Genomic DNA, 15,338 nt, shown 5'->3' with positions numbered 1-15,338 from the left:
GCGGGCTGATGCTCTCTAGCGATAATTACTCTCGTTCAGTCACCGGCACTCGGCCCATTTCATCCAATTTCTGACCTTTCACTAGCATTGATAGTTTACGCATTAAAACGTAAAACACGGGCGTGAATATCAAGCCAAAGAATGTCACACCTAGCATGCCGCTAAATACCGCTACGCCTAAGGCTTGGCGCATCTCTGCACCTGCTCCGGTGGCTGCGGCTAGGGGTAATACACCAAGAATAAAGGCGAATGACGTCATTAGAATAGGACGTAAACGTAGTTTGGCGGCATCGCTAGCAGCTTCATATAAGCCCGCTCCTTCGTGCTCACGGTGGCGGGCAAATTCTACGATAAGAATGGCATTCTTACTGGCAAGGCCAACAAGGACAATTAAGCCAACTTGCGTCAAGATATTGTTATCGAGCCCCATTAAATGCACGCCGACAATGGCGCTTAGCAAACACATAGGCACGATAAGAATAACGGATAACGGGAGCGTCCAGCTCTCATAGAGCGCAACTAGCAGCAAAAACACAAAGACAACCGCGAAGCCAAAAGCCAATATGCCAGTACTGCCTGACTGTTGTTCTTGATAGGCTAATTCGGTCCACTCATAGGTGATTCCGTCGGGCAATATGTCAGCCGCGAGTCGCTCCATCGTGGCAATGGCTTCCCCAGAACTAAAACCTGGCGCAGTACTGCCAATTAAATCTGCCGCTGGATATAAATTGTACCTTGGCACTCGTGAAGGACCTGAGCGATATTCAAACGTTGCCACTGAACTGAGGGGAACCATTTCACCTGACGAATTACGCACGCGAATTCGCCCTATGTCATCGGCTTCCATTCTGTAAGGCGCGTCGGCTTGAGCTGTTACCCGGAAGGTTCTGCCTAGGTAGCTAAAATCATTGACGAATGCGCTGCCCAGATAGATTTCTAGGGCGCTAAATACATCCGATACGGATACGCCTAATCGTTCGACACGTTCACGATCAATATCTGCATAAAGTTGCGGTGTGCTGGTTTCAAAGAAGCTGAATACGGCCGTGGTAGCAGGCTCTTGATTTGCTGCACCAGCTAGCTGCCACATCGCTTGTTCGAGTGCAGGTAGGCCTCGGCCACTCCTATCTTCAAGCATCATCTTGAAGCCACCGCCATTACCGATGCCGCGCACAGGTGGTGGCGGTATAACGACAACATTGGCCGAATCAATAGAGCCCATTTGTGCTCGAGCGTTGCCAAGGACGCTGTCAAATGTCGCGCCAAGTTCAGCGCGCTCATCAAACGACTTCATTATGGCAAAAATAGCCGCTGAGTTGGTTGCATTGGTAAATGTCGCACCGGAGAACCCAGCAAAGGCAACGGCATTTTCAACCCCTTCAATGCTAAGCAATTTATCTACCGCTTCTTGCACAACGGCATCTGTGCGAGACAGCGAAGCACCAGAGGGTAACTGCACGCCAACAATCAAATAGCCTTGGTCTTGTGCGGGAATAAAGCCTTTGGGTACTATGCTAAACATGTAAACCGTAAAGCCCATAAGCAACACATATATGAACGACATGATTGAACCATGGCGGACAAGCTTAGCTACCATGCGCGCGTATTTATCTGAGGTTCTGTCCATACCACGGTTAAACTTGCTCGACAGGTAATGAAACACACCGCTTTTTTCAGATTCATCTTTGTGAGGCTTAAACAACACCGCAGAGATAGCAGGGCTGAGGATCAATGACACAGACACCGAGATAATAGTGGCCACGGCGATGGTAATACCAAACTGACTATAAAATTGCCCTGAAATACCGTCTACAAATGCTGTGGGTAAGAATACCGCGACCAATACCAAGCCAATCGCCAGTACCGCTCCGCCAACTTCTGTCATGGTCTGACGAGCGGCTTTTAAGGGGCGCATACCGTCGGCCATTAAACGTTCCATGTTCTCAACCACCACGATGGCATCATCAACTACGATACCAATAGCCAATACCAGACCAAACAAGGTCAGGTTATTTAAAGAGAATCCAAGGGCGCTTAACACGGCAAACGTACCGACCAATGAAATAGGAATAGCGATGATTGGAATAAGCGCGGCGCGCCAGTTTTGTAAAAATACCATGATTACCAAAACAACAAGGGCTATCGCTTCGTAAATGGTGTGTTCAACGGCGGTAATTGACTCACTGATAAAGTTGGTTGGGTTATAAGCAATTTCATAAGTTAAATCTGGTGGGAAGCGTTTCGCAACCTCAACCATGGCAGCTTTAATGGCATCGGCGGTCTCGATAGCATTCGAGCCTGGGCGCTGGAATACCGGCATTGCTACTGCTTTTTTATCGCCTAAATAGCCACGAGTGGTGTAACTTTCAGCACCAAGTTCAACACGGCCAACATCGCGCAAGCGCACAATTTTTCCGTCTTGGTTTTTGATAATGACGTTTTCAAACTCTTCAGGCTCTATCAATTGCCCTTGGGTTTGCACGTTTAACTCAAATGCAGTTTGCCCCGCATCCACAGGCGCTTGGTTTAAGGTACCGCTGGCAACCTGAATATTTTGCCCTCGTAATGCCGTCACTACTTCGGCGGCTGTCATATCAAGAGACGCGATAATATCTGGATCTAACCAAACGCGCATCGAGTATTGGCTTGCACCAAAGGTTAAGATGTCGCCGACTCCATCGATACGAGATAATTGGTCACGAATTTGTAGCGCAGCATAGTTAGCAATGTAGGTTTGGTCATACGTACCGTTGGGTGAGTACATGTTAACCACTAACATTAAATCCGGTGAATTCTTTTTGGTGGTAATACCTAAACGGCGAACCGTTTCAGGTAATCTGGGCTCTGCGATTGCAACGCGGTTTTGTACCTGTACTTGTGCGTTATCTAAATCCGTTCCTAGTTTAAAGGTAACCGTGATGGTGACTCGCCCATCAGCCGTTGATTGAGACGAAATATATAGCATGTTTTCCACGCCGTTAATTTCTTGCTCCAATGGGGTTGCGACGGTTTTAGCCGCTATTTCAGCACTGGCGCCCGGGTAGGAAGCAACAACTTGTACTGTGGGCGGCGCTATTTGTGGGTACTGCTCAACTGGCAAACTGAAGTACGCAAGGCTACCTATGATTAATACGATAATTGCCAAGACCGAAGCAAACTTCGGTCGATCAATAAAGAAATGAGATATGTTCATTTTATGCGTCCTTTACAGCGAATATTGGCTAGAAAGGTCAACATCTTCTGCCTGAACCTGTGTACCGGGACGGGCACGCATTAAGTTGTTCAAAATAATGCGGTCATCTTGGGTTAAACCAGATTCAATGACGCGTAATTCTTTAGTGTGCAATTTACCTAAGGTAACGAATTTACGATCGACTTTACCTTCACTGTTAACCACAAAAACGAATTTGCGAGACTGGTCTGTACCGATAACAGCATCAGGGATAAGAATTTTTTCAACATTCAATTCAGACAATAAACGGATACGACCGAACAAGCCCGGCACAATAAAACCACCTGGGTTATCTAGTAATGCACGCCCGACAATGGTGCCGGTGTTTTGGTCGATTTGGTTATCGACAAAGTCCATAACACCCGAGTGAACAAAATCTTCTTCATCTTGTAAGCGCACTTTAACCGGATTGGACGCGCTGCGTGAACTTTCACGCTTGTTGGATTGGCTAAGACGAATGTATTTTAGTAAGTCACGCTCGCCAGCATCGAAGTAAAAATGAATAGGGTCAATGGATACGACATTGGTCAGCAAAGAAGCACTGGTTGCGGTGCCATTGACAAGGTTGCCTTCGTTAATTAAATCACGAGAAACCACGCCATCAATCGGTGATTTAACTTCTGTGAATTCCAAATCAAGCTTGGCCGTTTCAACGTTTGCTAAAGCGATATCATATTCATTCTGGCGACGGTCTACTTCTTCTTGAGATAACGAGTTCTTCTTACGTAAGTCTTTTCCTCGAGACAATTCTTTTTTGGCTAACGCAAATTGTGACTCTGCGCTTTGTAAGGCTATTTTAAATGGGCGTTGGTCGATGACGAAAAGCACGTCCCCTTTCTTGACCATTTGACCGTCTTTAAAGTTTACTTTGTCCAAATAGCCGCTAACCCGAGCGCGAATATCCACTTGCTGAGTGGCTTCGAAGCGACCCGTGTATTCGTCCCACTGCGTGATGATTGCTTTTATTGGCGCACTGGTTTCAACCGGCAGGACTTGCGCAGCAGGTGATTGTTGCTCTGATTGCTTTGAGCACGCGGTCACTATGGTCAAAAGTATAGTGGTCAGTAGTAAGGGCTTGAGTAAGCGCATTAAATTAAATCCTCTTTTAGCGTGAGCAACACACGCTTGATGTATAGTGGTTTCAGTTTTCATAGTATGGCTGAATTGGAGTACGTTATTGTTAAAATCGTTGCAAAATAGGTATTTCGACGCAATTTGTTGGTGAAACGCCTAAATCCAATATTTTCTTTTAGCTTGTACTGATAAAGACAGGATAAAGACTAATAAAATCTCAATACTTTGGCCTAAAGGCTAATTGACTTGGCATCCTGTAAAGCAGGTGCCGAGATGGGGACGTTAAGTAAGCAATCAAGAGCATCAGGGTAGAATTGAGTGCTATAAATTCATATTTTTAGTTATATCAATAGGGTAAGCGCTACTTTTTATGTTGTAGCCAAAAATTCTGCTGCTTTTTAAAGTGAAAGTAAGCATAGGCTGACCAATGATTAGGAAGTGTGTCTTTACCTCTAGGTTGCGCGAGTTTTTCAGCAATATTTTGAGCAAGGGTATCAAGGTGTTTTTCCGCTAACGCGCTGAACTGGTTAAAAGCGTCTTCAAAATACAAATTTTGCTGCTGGGGAATAACTGTTTGTTTGCCAGCTGGGTACTCAGGGCTTAATGAGTTGATAATGCGGCAGTGGGGGTCGTTCGCTTTTGGCGGGTTGAGCATATTAACCAAAGCGTAAGCGTAATTTTTTTCAGCCTTATCACTTATTTTCTCGTGGCAAAAAACGACGCCAAAGCCCATGGGGAAATTACCCACAACCTGTTGCAAACTTTGGGCGCTGGTTAAGGTCAATGCGCCTTTTTGAGCGGAATGTAAAACGACTTTTGTGGCTTTTGGTAGGTCTGCAAAATTAAAGTTGGGTTTGGTTGAGAGCACAATCGAAGTATAAATCTGCGCGGCTTTAAGTGCACTACCAACGGCTTCTTTAGGTTTAATCGCACCATTTAACATGCTCAGTAATAATCGTGCGCGATTAGTTTCACTTTTATCAAACCGCTCTTTACGCTCCTTAAATTGAGCAGAGTCATCATTTTCTTCGCTATACTGCCCTTCGCCTAATCCATTATTAGCATAATCAATGGTTTGTTCATGATTCATGATCAGAAGAGGTACACGTACTTCTTTTTCTAAAACACGGTAAGGGTCTTGCGAGCCATCTGAGCCCTTTAATAAGCGTTGAATTTCAGGGTGTTGCATACCGATATCTTGCAACATTGACGCACTGATCAGGGGGATGGCGACATCTTTCTGGAACAAATTCAAATTTTGGGGGGCTTTAGCTGGCTTGGAAAATCTCGACGCTTCATTGAATCGACTGACAACGTACGGGTTTTCAACCTGTTCATTTCTTAGCATTTGGTCCAATAAGCGCAAGCTCAGCACGGCCTTATAAAAAGGCTTACAGCGCTGATGCGTTTGCGCCACCGTTTTTCCCTCTGTAGGGCATGTCAGCAGTAATGTCGCTAGCACTCTAGCACTTTTTTGCTGAGTTTCTTGCCAACTCGTGCCTTCACATAGTTGAATTATCTCAGTACAGATTTGATTGAGTGAAGCAAGACGAGCATATCTTAAACGAGATTGTTTGCTTCTTTCATCGTTAAGCGCTTTTTGGGCTTTATTGTGAAACTCACGAAATTGGTTCTTCTGTATCTCATTTAGGGCTGAGTCAATTGTTCTTCGCTTTTCTTCTACATCCTGAGTGAGCTGCGTTATCGTTCGCGCTTGACTTTGGGAAGATTGAAAATAGATTTCAGCTTGCTCGAACAAAGATTCCTTTGCTTGTGTTGCATCATTTATTTTTGTCACCAACGCACTTACCGATTGAGTAAAAGCGCTATCGCTTGGTGTCGCCATAATCCTTGTCCTGTGTATTAAGTATGCTGCCTAGCTGTTATCAGTTTAGTCGAAAAAAAGAGGAGCAAGTCACTGATTTTGTTTTGCTTTAACTATTTATAACGGTTCGGTAGTAATATTACACCAAATCATAATCTCAGTAATGCCTTAACTTGAAATTTGATGCCATGTGATATTGAATACCAACGAGCTAAACGAAGGAGCCAGCCATTTTGAATCATGTTAAAAAATTTACTTTATTTATATTATTGGGTTTTGTGTTAACTGGCTGTACTCATTCAGTGGCCAGCGAGCCTGATTTAATAGGTGAGATTAGCGCAGAGCAATTATTGGCTCAATACCCAGCATTTCAAGCCGAATACAAAACGTATCAACCAAGCAAAGAGGAACTGGCTGCGGTAGCAGAACTACAAAAAGATACCTTAGTGGTTTTGTTTGGTACTTGGTGTCACGATAGTCAACGTGAAGTGCCCCGTTTATTAAAGACCTTTGACCTAAGCGGATTAGAGGTGCCTAAACTGACGTTAGTCGCCGTCGACCGGAAAAAGACAGATCCTCTGGGCTTAGCAAAGCAGTATGGGCTTAGATACACGCCCACATTTATTCTGCTGAACGATGGAAAAGAGTTAGGGCGTGTCATTGAAAGACCCAAAACCGGCTTGACTCAAGATCTAAAAGCGCTGGCTGCTGCAACTCGGTAGGACGATAGTAGGAGTTGGCCTATCAAAAGGGCAGTACTCGTTATCACTTGTATTGCAATGCTATATAAAAATTGCGATGCGAAGTTGGTAATTTTCAACTCAGTTTTAACCTTTCTGTTCACCCCGTTTCGTTAAACCCATTTTTAATCGAATAGAGTGGGGGAAACAAAAGCCGTAGGGTTGTCGTCCCCTGCGGCTTTAAGCTTGGTGAACCACCAGTGCTAGCGGCTCTTGCCATTGTCGTTTTATTTGCCACTGGCACTATATGAAACGGCTAGGCCGATAAATCGAACTCTAAGGTTATCTTGGTATCAAGCAATTTTGATACGGGGCAATTGGCTTTTGCTTCTTGCGCTATTTTGGCGAATTCGTCTTCGGATATGCCTTCTACTGTTGCGCTCAAGCTTAATGCTGATTGGCTGATTTTGAACCCATCATCTGTCTTATCCAAACTGATTTTCGCTGTAGTTTTCAATTCACCGTCTTCGTAACCTGCATCTGCTAAGGCCAAAGAAAGAGCCATGGTGAAGCAGCTTGCATGGGCAGCACCGATGAGCTCTTCCGGGTTACTGCCTTTGCCGTCTTCAAAACGTGTATTGAAGCCATAAGGGTGGCTTGATAATGCGCCAGTTTCTGTAGAAATACTGCCTTTGCCTTTCTTACCTAGTGGCTTATAGGTTGCGCTGCCAGATTTAACAATACTCATATAATTTCTCCTTCACTGATTTTATTACCAATATGTAGTGGTAACTTAATGGTCTCTAATGACGTGAATGCGATCGTCGCGTCGCTAGCGAATTTGCTATAAGCAATGCAAATGCTCTGCCGGGTTCTCAGCAAACAACAATGGCACACGCAGCGCAGGTTTTAGAGTGATACAATGAATGAAAAACAAATCTATGGGTGTGCTACGGGGTGAAGTTTACAAAGGGTTATGCAAGATTTACTTATACCAATTCCATTAAATAAATAGTCACTGAGCGAAAATTTGAAAGGACTTAATTAAGGCGCTTGAATGAGTTGGCTGCTGAGGCCGCGTTTTGCCTCGTAATAGCCGCGCAATAAACACGCAATATTAACAATGGATTAGCTGAACGGTTCCTACTACGACTTTGAATGTCTGAAATCACCCTTAAGGTTTGACGCACTCTTTAGCGACGAGCGTAACCACCGAGAAACATATCAACCGCAGCGGTGACGAATTTTTCTTGCTCTTCAAGGGGTAAGTTGACCACTTCACCTAACATGCATCGGATGTGATAATTGCCTTTAAGTGCGCCCATAAAGTGACTGGCGGCAATAAAACAATCTTGAATATCCAGCGTTTGCTTATCAACTTGGGTTTGCAAGTAATCTGCTAAGTTACGTATTGAGCGCTCGGTAGCAAGCGTTAAGAATATTTCACGCAGTTTAGGAGTACGCACCGCTTCGCCTATAAGCAGGCGATGTATCGCGCCCACCTCTGGCGAAATCACCATACTAAAAAAGCGCATGCCTATCACCTGCAATGCATCTTTTGGGGTTTTGTGCTGTAAATCACCATAGTCGATTTCACCCAGAAGCTGATCACTCTTACGTTCGATAACGGCATAAAATAACCCCTCTTTATTGCCAAATAATCGGTAAAGGGTAGCCAGTGAGCCGCCAGCTAAAGCAACGATATCTTGCAGACTCGCTGATTCAAAACCTGATTGAACGAAAACACGCGTCGCGGCTTGAATAATTTTGTCACGGCGAATAAGGCCACGTTCTCGTGGTGCATACTCAGTGGTGTTGTTAGCTAGTGGTGTCTTTGGGGGCATGGCTTAACTGTATTAATGAGACAAAATAACCATAACAAAAATTTATGTTATTTGCCTGTTATCAATTGAACGATTAGAAGTGTAGTGTAATATACATTACACTTTAATATAACGCACACAAATTTGGACTCGCCAATGAGGTTAAGAAAAGGTTTTTTGATCGTCGTTTTAGTAGTGCTCGTGGGTTGGATAGCAACTAAAGGCTACGATTGGTACGAGCATGGGCGATTTATTGAAGAAACCGATAACGCGTATATCAAATCAGACAGTATCTCCATTCGAGCTGAAATATCTGGGCGTATTGAAACCTTAGCCGTGCAAGAAAATCAACATGTGCGCCAAGGGCAACTTCTGGTCAGAATTAATGCCAGTGATTACCAAGCAAAATTAGCACAGGCTAACGCTGAGCTTAGCGTTGCCGAAGCCGCGCTTGTTAATGCTCAGCAGCAAATTAGTCTGCAAGATAAAAAAATAGATGAAGCAAAAGCCAATATTGATGCCGCTAAAGCAGAAGTAAAGCGCGGCGAGCTCAATTTAGCTCGCTTCCAAGTTCTAGATAAACAGTCTTTCGACTCCAAGCAGCAGCTACAAAATACCGAAGCTGACGTGGCGGTTGCCAAAGCTAAGCAAGCCCAAGCTGAAGCAGCTTACGCTGCTACACAACAGATGTTTGCTGTGCTAGATGCCCAGAAGCAAAGTGCTGCAGCCAATATCAGTTCAGCTGAATCACAGATTGCTTATGCGCAAAGTCAGTTGGCTAAAACTGATATTTTGGCGCCAAGCGATGGCATAGTGGGTAACTTAGGGGCTCGCACCGGGGGCTTAGTGCAACCGACCATGACACTATTGTATTTGGTGCCGCTTCCTCAAGTTTATGTGGTGGCCAATTACAAAGAAACGCAGATAGGCCACATGACAATCGGTCAGCCTGTAAAGCTCACAGTAGATGCTCAAGATGACGTAGAGTTTACCGGTGTTGTGGCGTCTATTTCCCCGGCCACGGGCTCTGAATTTAGTTTACTGCCAAAAGATAATGCCACTGGAAATTTCAATAAAATCGTACAGCGCGTACCTGTGCGCATTCAAGTCACAGGCCCAAGTGAGTATTTGCATTTACTGCGTCCCGGTTTATCTGTGGTACCTCATGTTGATACCCAAGGCTTCAATCAACAAAGTGCCTATTTGCCTAACGAAGAGGTACTAACCTCGCAACGCGATAGGCATTAACTGAACTGACTAGCACCTGCACCATCTTTCACCGGTACTGCAGAAAATGCTCGCTTGCCGCATACATCAAACCGGTACGAAATATGATAAATCGAGTGGCGTAAATGAGTGATGAAAAAGTGACCGAGATGCCATCGCTGCGTCAGAAGATTGGCTTTGTCGCTGTGATGCTCGGTATGTTTATGGCGATTTTAGATATCCAAATCGTCGCCAGCTCCTTAAATGAAATTCAAGCAGGGGTGTCTGCCACGCCTGATGAAATATCTTGGGTGCAAACGGCGTATCTCATCGCCGAAATAATCATGATCCCGCTGTCAGGTATGTTAACCCGCTGGTTATCAACTCATCTTACGTTTGTGATTTCCTGTGTGGCATTTACCATCGCCAGCGTCGGCTGCGCCTTGGCGCAAACTATTGACCAATTGATTGTTATGCGCGCCATTCAAGGTTTTGTAGGCGGGGCGATGATCCCCATTGCTTATGCTATTAGCTTCAAGCTATTCCCGCTTAGGGTCATGGGGGCAGTACAGGCGGTGATCGGTATGATAGCGACAACTGCTCCTTCAATTGGCCCTACTTTGGGTGGTTACATCACTCAGCACGCAAGCTGGCATTGGTTGTTTTTAATGAATGTGGTGCCCGGAATATTAGCCAGCGCCGGTGTGTGGTTTTACTTACGTATCGATAAACCAGATTTCTCATTGTTCAAAAAAATCGATTTTTTAGGCCTTCTTTATTTGGCGTTATTCTTAGGCCCGCTTGAATACATACTTGAAGAAGGACCAGGGGATGAATGGTTCGATAGCACGCTGATCTTAATGCTCAGTGCGGTATGCGCAATGGGCGCGTTAGGTTTTTTCTGGCGAGCCTTTCGCGTGACGCTGCCCATCGTTGACTTGCGAGTGTTTGGCGATCGCAACTTCGCCTTAGGGGCTTCATTAGGCTTTATTATCGGTATCGCTCTGTACGGCATGGTGTATCTAATGCCGCTGTTTTTAGGCACGGTGCGGGGCTTTAATAGTTTTCAAATTGGCCAGCTGATGTTTGTGACAGGGGCATCAATGTTCTTTAGTGCGCCCATAATTGGTCGGCTATCTGACAAGGTCGATGCGCGTTATATGTTAGCGGTTGGCTTAGTGATGGTGGGCACGGGCTCTATGATGAATGCCAACCTCACGGATCAAGCTGATTTTAACCAGTTTATGTGGCCGCAAATGGTGCGCGGCGTGGGCTTATTGATGTGTTTATTAACGGCCTCTCGTATTGCCATGGGCACCTTGCCAAACAGTGAGATAAGTAACGCAGCGGGTTTATTCAACGTGTTGCGTAATTTAGGCGGTGCAGTGGGCCTAGCCTTTATGGATACCATACGTGATATTCGCGTGGACTATCATTGGGCGCAGCTTATTCCTGCTATCGATAGCAACCGCGCTGTGGTGCTCGAAGAGCTTACTAAAGCTCAGTTAGCTGTCGCTGGCGCGACGAGTGATCCTGCCGCCGCAGCGATTAAGCAAATTGCGGATAGAGTTATGGTGCAAGCGCAAGTATTGGCCTTTAATGATCTATTTCTATGGATTGGCGCTATGTATGCCTGTGCCTTGCCATTGATGTTTTTTATTCGCAAGGCCAAAAACGAAGATACCGGCGGAGCGCACTGATTCAGTGATGAAAGTTGCGGGCTATTTATCGGTTCTACTTATCAAGAGCGTCACATTTCCGTGAGCGTGTTGTTGTAGCATTAAAGGGTGGTTATGAAATCTATTTTATCTGCGTTGATCCTCAGCGTATCGTTTATCTCTTTTCATGTGACTGCGGATGAAACCATCCTGGCTGGTGGCTGTTTTTGGTGTATGGAATCCGATTTTGAAAAATTAGAGGGGGTGAGCGATGTGGTATCTGGTTTTACGGGTGGAACTGCGCGTAACCCAACGTATAACGGTAATCACAAAGGCCATTATGAAGCGGTGAAAATTACCTATGACGCTGAGGTCGTGAGTTATCAGCAAATTTTAGATCATTATTGGGTGAACATTGACCCCTTTGATGCCCGCGGCCAATTTTGTGATAAAGGACATAGTTATTTAAGTGCTATTTTTGTGGCCAATGAACAGGAACGCGCCATTGCCGAGAAAACAAAGAAAGCAGTTGAGGCGCAATTTCCCAAGCAAACAGTGGTAACGCCTATTCTGGATGCTAAACGTTTTTACCCAATTAAAGGCGATGAAATCGCTCACCAAGATTTCTACAAAAAGAGCCCAGTGCGCTACAAACTATATCGCTGGAATTGCGGTCGTGACCAACGCCTTGAAGAAATCTGGGGCGATAAAGCGAGCCATTAATTGCGGTGAGGTTGGCAAAGAAAAAAGGCGTAACCCGAGTCGTCGGGTTACGCCTTGTTTGATCTTAGTAGCGCGGCTTTGACTGCTATCGTGTTAAGACAATTTATTCTTAAAGTCTTCGTACTCAAATTTACGTATCAGCTCAAATTCGCCGTTTTTACGTAAAATGCCGATAGATGGGTGTTCTACCCCATTGAAGAAAGTCGTTTTGACCATGGTGTAGTGAATCATGTCTTCGAAAATAATCCGTTCGCCAATTTGCAGCTCGTGATCAAAACTATACAAATCAATCGCATCACCGGTCAAACATGAATTACCGCCAAAGCGATAGGTAAAGGCTTTTTCATTTGCCTTACCTGCACCGCGTACTTCTGGACGATAAGGCATTTCAAGTACGTCTGGCATGTGCGCTGTGGCTGACATGTCAACGATCGCGATTTTATCGCGGTTTTCAACGATATCGATGACTTCACACACCAAGGGACCGGTTTGCCACGCTACCGCTGAGCCAGGCTCAAGTATCACGTTCAAATGAGGGTGCCGCGCTTTAAAGGCTTTTAACGTGGTAATAAGGTGCTCTACGTCATAACCTTCTTTGGTCATCAAATGGCCGCCGCCAAAATTAATCCATTTAATTTGGCCAAAGTACTGACCGAATTTTTCTTCCACCGCCAGTATAGTGCGCTCGGTGGCGAAGGAGTCACACTCGCAAAGGTTATGGATATGAAACCCTTTAAGACCGCTTAAATCAGCGCCTTTCAGGTCTTTAGCAAGAATACCAAACCGGGAGCCCGGCGCACTTGGATCATACAATTCCGTATCGGCTTCTCTGTGCTCCACGTTCAAGCGAATACCGGGAGACACGTTCGACTGTAAAATCTGTGTTTTATAGCGGTTCCACTGACCAAGGCTGTTGAATGAAATATGATCGACCAAATCCACTAACTGATCGATATCAGCAGGTTTATAAGCGGGTGAAAACGCATGCACTTGCTTGCCTATTTCTTCTTTGCCTAACCGGGCTTCCCATACTGCACTGGCAGTTGAGCCTTGCAGATATTGCTTTACCAAATCAAAAGTGGACCACATAGAAAAGCCTTTTAACGCCAGAATAATCTCGACGCCACTTTCTTGTTGTACTCGTTGCATTAACTGCAAATTGGCTTCGAGTTTGGCTTCTTCACACACATAGCAAGGTGAAGGAATATTAGGGTTTAACATTGGATCAGTCACGGGGGTCTCCGCTAAATAAGGAAAGGGCCAAATGAATGGCCCTAAAATGCAAATGATTGTTGCTATGACTTCTTGCTGAATACGACTTACTTGCTAAACGGGCTTTCGTCACATTCAATTACGTGCCAAGGCAGGCCATGCTGGTTTAGCATGTCCATGAACGGGTCTGGGTCAAACTGCTCCATGTTCCATACGCCAGGCTTCTTCCACTTGCCGCTTAGCATCAATGATGCACCGATCATGGCGGGTACACCAGTGGTGTATGACACAGCTTGTGCGCCCACTTCTGCGAAACACGCTGCGTGATCACAGTTGTTGTAAATAAAGATGGTTTTCTCTTTGCCATCTTTCATACCGGTAATGTAAGTGCCGATACACGTCATGCCTGTGTAACCATCGGCGAGTGAACCTGGGTTAGGCAGCACCGCTTTTAAGAACTCAAGAGGTACAATTTGCTGCCCTTGGAAGTCAATTGGCTCGATGCTAGTCATGCCGATGCCTTCAAGCACTTTAAGGTGTGTAAGGTAGGCATCACCAAAGGTCATCCAGAAGCGGGCACGTTTCAACGAAGGGAAGTGCTTAACGATAGACTCAAGTTCTTCATGGAACATCAAGTATGACGCGCGCACACCAATGTTTTGATAATCCAAATCTTCACGTACGCTCAGGGGATCCGTTTCTTTCCATTCACCATCTTCGAAGAAACGACCGCGCTGGGTGATTTCACGAATATTGATTTCTGGGTTGAAGTTAGTTGCAAACGCTTGACCATGATCGCCGCCATTGCAATCAACGATATCCAAGTAATGAATTTCATCAAAATAATGCTTAGCTGCATAAGCGGTGTAAACGTTGGTTACGCCCGGATCGAAACCGCTACCGAGTAACGCGGTTAAGCCTGCTTTTTCGAATTTCTCTTGATACGCCCACTGCCAAGAGTATTCAAATTTAGCCACATCTTTTGGCTCATAGTTTGCGGTATCCAAATAATGAACGCCGGTTTCAAGGCACGCGTCCATGATGGCTAAATCTTGATATGGCAAAGCAAGGTTGATAACCAGATCAGGTTTAACCTGATTAATCACTTTTACGACTTCGCTTGCGTGGTCAGCGTCAACGGCGAATACACCTTTAACACGGTCAATACCCACTTCTTGCTGTAAGGCTTCGCATTTAGAAACCGTGCGACTAGCAAGATAAATTTCATCAAATAGCTCAGGTAAACGAGCACATTTTTTTATGGTGACAGCAGCCACGCCGCCAGCACCGATAATCAGAACACGAGACATAGGGAGACCCTTATAAATAACAACATGCAATAAAACGCGAATGCTAACACCTAATCATGGGATGTAAACAAAGCGCAGTTAAAAAAAAATGACTTGTCTTTATTTAAGCATATTAAGTCTGCTACATTAATATGCAAATGAGAATTAATCGTATTTATGGATTGAAGCGATTGATTTGTTTCATTGGCTTCAAGTTGAGGTGGGGAATAATATTTATTCATCAACTTTTTATATTTACATTGATTAATTTAACGAATTACTGACGGGAACACCTATGAAAACAATCACCTTTGCCATTACTCACTTCACTGTTGCCTTTAGCGTCGCGTATCTTTTAACGGGTAGTTTTATCGTGGGTGGGCTTATCGCGCTAGTTGAACCAGCGGTAAATACAGTGGCATATATGATTCACGAGCGTATTTGGGAGAATAAACGGTTGCGCAGTGAGCGAAGTGGAACCATGACTAAGAGGTCATCTGCGGCAATGACTATTTCGCATTTCGGGCACAGTCATCAATTAGGTCAAGGTTAATGTCAAAGGCGAATAAATAAAAAGCTCGCGATCAAAAAAGCGCCTTACCCGGACAAGAATAAG

At 44.9% G+C, this 15,338-nt stretch carries 12 protein-coding genes; 5 read left to right on the top strand and 7 right to left on the bottom strand.

The features are described 5' to 3' along the window. Nucleotides 1-25: 25 nt before the first annotated feature. From GMES_RS01275 to GMES_RS01265, 3 genes are all read right to left on the bottom strand, one after another. Nucleotides 26-3,193, bottom strand: coding sequence for an efflux RND transporter permease subunit (locus tag GMES_RS01275; RefSeq protein WP_006990731.1), 3,168 nt, complete (start codon nucleotides 3,191-3,193; stop codon nucleotides 26-28). A gap of 12 nt (nucleotides 3,194-3,205) precedes the next feature. Further along, a complete protein-coding gene (locus tag GMES_RS01270) occupies nucleotides 3,206-4,321 on the bottom strand; it encodes an efflux RND transporter periplasmic adaptor subunit (RefSeq protein WP_033186490.1) in 1,116 nt (371 codons plus the stop codon). Nucleotides 4,322-4,667: 346 nt separating this feature from the next. Further along, nucleotides 4,668-6,152 carry a hypothetical protein gene (locus tag GMES_RS01265; RefSeq protein ID WP_006990729.1) on the bottom strand — a complete coding sequence of 495 codons (1,485 nt, stop codon included), beginning with the start codon at nucleotides 6,150-6,152 and terminating at the stop codon, nucleotides 4,668-4,670. A 212-nt stretch (nucleotides 6,153-6,364) separates the two neighbouring features. Here GMES_RS01265 and GMES_RS01260 point away from each other — a divergent pair, with 212 nt between their 5' ends. Beyond that, nucleotides 6,365-6,853 (top strand): thioredoxin family protein, encoded by a 489-nt coding sequence (locus tag GMES_RS01260; RefSeq protein ID WP_006990728.1) that lies wholly within the window; start codon nucleotides 6,365-6,367, stop codon nucleotides 6,851-6,853. A gap of 274 nt (nucleotides 6,854-7,127) precedes the next feature. On the opposite strand, the gene GMES_RS01255 is transcribed toward GMES_RS01260, so the two are convergent. Together GMES_RS01255 and GMES_RS01250 are read right to left on the bottom strand one after the other, a co-directional pair. Next, a complete protein-coding gene (locus tag GMES_RS01255; protein WP_006990727.1) occupies nucleotides 7,128-7,559 on the bottom strand; it encodes an OsmC family protein in 432 nt (143 codons plus the stop codon). A gap of 445 nt (nucleotides 7,560-8,004) precedes the next feature. Then, complete coding sequence (locus GMES_RS01250; protein ID WP_006990726.1) at nucleotides 8,005-8,655, bottom strand: TetR/AcrR family transcriptional regulator; 651 nt, start codon at nucleotides 8,653-8,655, stop codon at nucleotides 8,005-8,007. A 135-nt stretch (nucleotides 8,656-8,790) separates the two neighbouring features. Between GMES_RS01250 and GMES_RS01245 the strand changes: the two genes are divergently transcribed. The 3 genes from GMES_RS01245 to msrA all read left to right on the top strand — a co-directional run bounded on the left by GMES_RS01245 (nucleotide 8,791) and on the right by msrA (nucleotide 12,221). Next, the gene (locus tag GMES_RS01245) at nucleotides 8,791-9,882 is read left to right on the top strand and encodes an HlyD family secretion protein (RefSeq protein WP_006990725.1); all 1,092 of its coding nucleotides are present in this window, start codon (nucleotides 8,791-8,793) and stop codon (nucleotides 9,880-9,882) included. A 104-nt stretch (nucleotides 9,883-9,986) separates the two neighbouring features. Then, nucleotides 9,987-11,540 carry a DHA2 family efflux MFS transporter permease subunit gene (locus tag GMES_RS01240; RefSeq protein WP_006990724.1) on the top strand — a complete coding sequence of 518 codons (1,554 nt, stop codon included), beginning with the start codon at nucleotides 9,987-9,989 and terminating at the stop codon, nucleotides 11,538-11,540. A gap of 93 nt (nucleotides 11,541-11,633) precedes the next feature. After that, nucleotides 11,634-12,221, top strand: coding sequence for a peptide-methionine (S)-S-oxide reductase MsrA (gene msrA / locus GMES_RS01235; RefSeq protein WP_006990723.1), 588 nt, complete (start codon nucleotides 11,634-11,636; stop codon nucleotides 12,219-12,221). Nucleotides 12,222-12,314: 93 nt separating this feature from the next. Here msrA and nspC read toward each other — a convergent pair whose 3' ends face one another. Both nspC and GMES_RS01225 read right to left on the bottom strand, forming a co-directional pair. Beyond that, nucleotides 12,315-13,454 carry a carboxynorspermidine decarboxylase gene (gene nspC, locus GMES_RS01230; protein ID WP_006990722.1) on the bottom strand — a complete coding sequence of 380 codons (1,140 nt, stop codon included), beginning with the start codon at nucleotides 13,452-13,454 and terminating at the stop codon, nucleotides 12,315-12,317. An 86-nt stretch (nucleotides 13,455-13,540) separates the two neighbouring features. Continuing rightward, entirely contained in the window at nucleotides 13,541-14,743 is a 1,203-nt protein-coding gene (locus GMES_RS01225) for a saccharopine dehydrogenase family protein (protein ID WP_006990721.1), read from the bottom strand. Nucleotides 14,744-15,017: 274 nt separating this feature from the next. Here GMES_RS01225 and GMES_RS01220 point away from each other — a divergent pair, with 274 nt between their 5' ends. Next, nucleotides 15,018-15,275 (top strand): DUF2061 domain-containing protein, encoded by a 258-nt coding sequence (locus tag GMES_RS01220; protein ID WP_006990720.1) that lies wholly within the window; start codon nucleotides 15,018-15,020, stop codon nucleotides 15,273-15,275. Nucleotides 15,276-15,338: the final 63 nt, after the last annotated feature.

The sequence above is a fragment of the Paraglaciecola mesophila KMM 241 genome, from assembly GCF_000315015.1.
In the GTDB taxonomy this organism is placed as follows: domain Bacteria; phylum Pseudomonadota; class Gammaproteobacteria; order Enterobacterales; family Alteromonadaceae; genus Paraglaciecola; species Paraglaciecola mesophila.
This window is presented reverse-complemented; position numbering and strand designations above follow the sequence as displayed.

What these genes read in the sequence shown, in the direction of transcription:
- msrA (WP_006990723.1), top strand. Translation starts at nt 11,634, where the DNA reads ATGAAATCTATTTTATCTGCGTTGATCCTCAGCGTATCGTTTATCTCT.
- GMES_RS01225 (WP_006990721.1), bottom strand. Translation starts at nt 14,743, where the DNA reads ATGTCTCGTGTTCTGATTATCGGTGCTGGCGGCGTGGCTGCTGTCACC.
- GMES_RS01265 (WP_006990729.1), bottom strand. Translation starts at nt 6,152, where the DNA reads ATGGCGACACCAAGCGATAGCGCTTTTACTCAATCGGTAAGTGCGTTG.
- GMES_RS01220 (WP_006990720.1), top strand. Translation starts at nt 15,018, where the DNA reads ATGAAAACAATCACCTTTGCCATTACTCACTTCACTGTTGCCTTTAGC.
- GMES_RS01245 (WP_006990725.1), top strand. Translation starts at nt 8,791, where the DNA reads ATGAGGTTAAGAAAAGGTTTTTTGATCGTCGTTTTAGTAGTGCTCGTG.
- GMES_RS01275 (WP_006990731.1), bottom strand. Translation starts at nt 3,193, where the DNA reads ATGAACATATCTCATTTCTTTATTGATCGACCGAAGTTTGCTTCGGTC.
- GMES_RS01250 (WP_006990726.1), bottom strand. Translation starts at nt 8,655, where the DNA reads ATGCCCCCAAAGACACCACTAGCTAACAACACCACTGAGTATGCACCA.
- GMES_RS01240 (WP_006990724.1), top strand. Translation starts at nt 9,987, where the DNA reads ATGAGTGATGAAAAAGTGACCGAGATGCCATCGCTGCGTCAGAAGATT.
- GMES_RS01255 (WP_006990727.1), bottom strand. Translation starts at nt 7,559, where the DNA reads ATGAGTATTGTTAAATCTGGCAGCGCAACCTATAAGCCACTAGGTAAG.
- GMES_RS01270 (WP_033186490.1), bottom strand. Translation starts at nt 4,321, where the DNA reads ATGCGCTTACTCAAGCCCTTACTACTGACCACTATACTTTTGACCATA.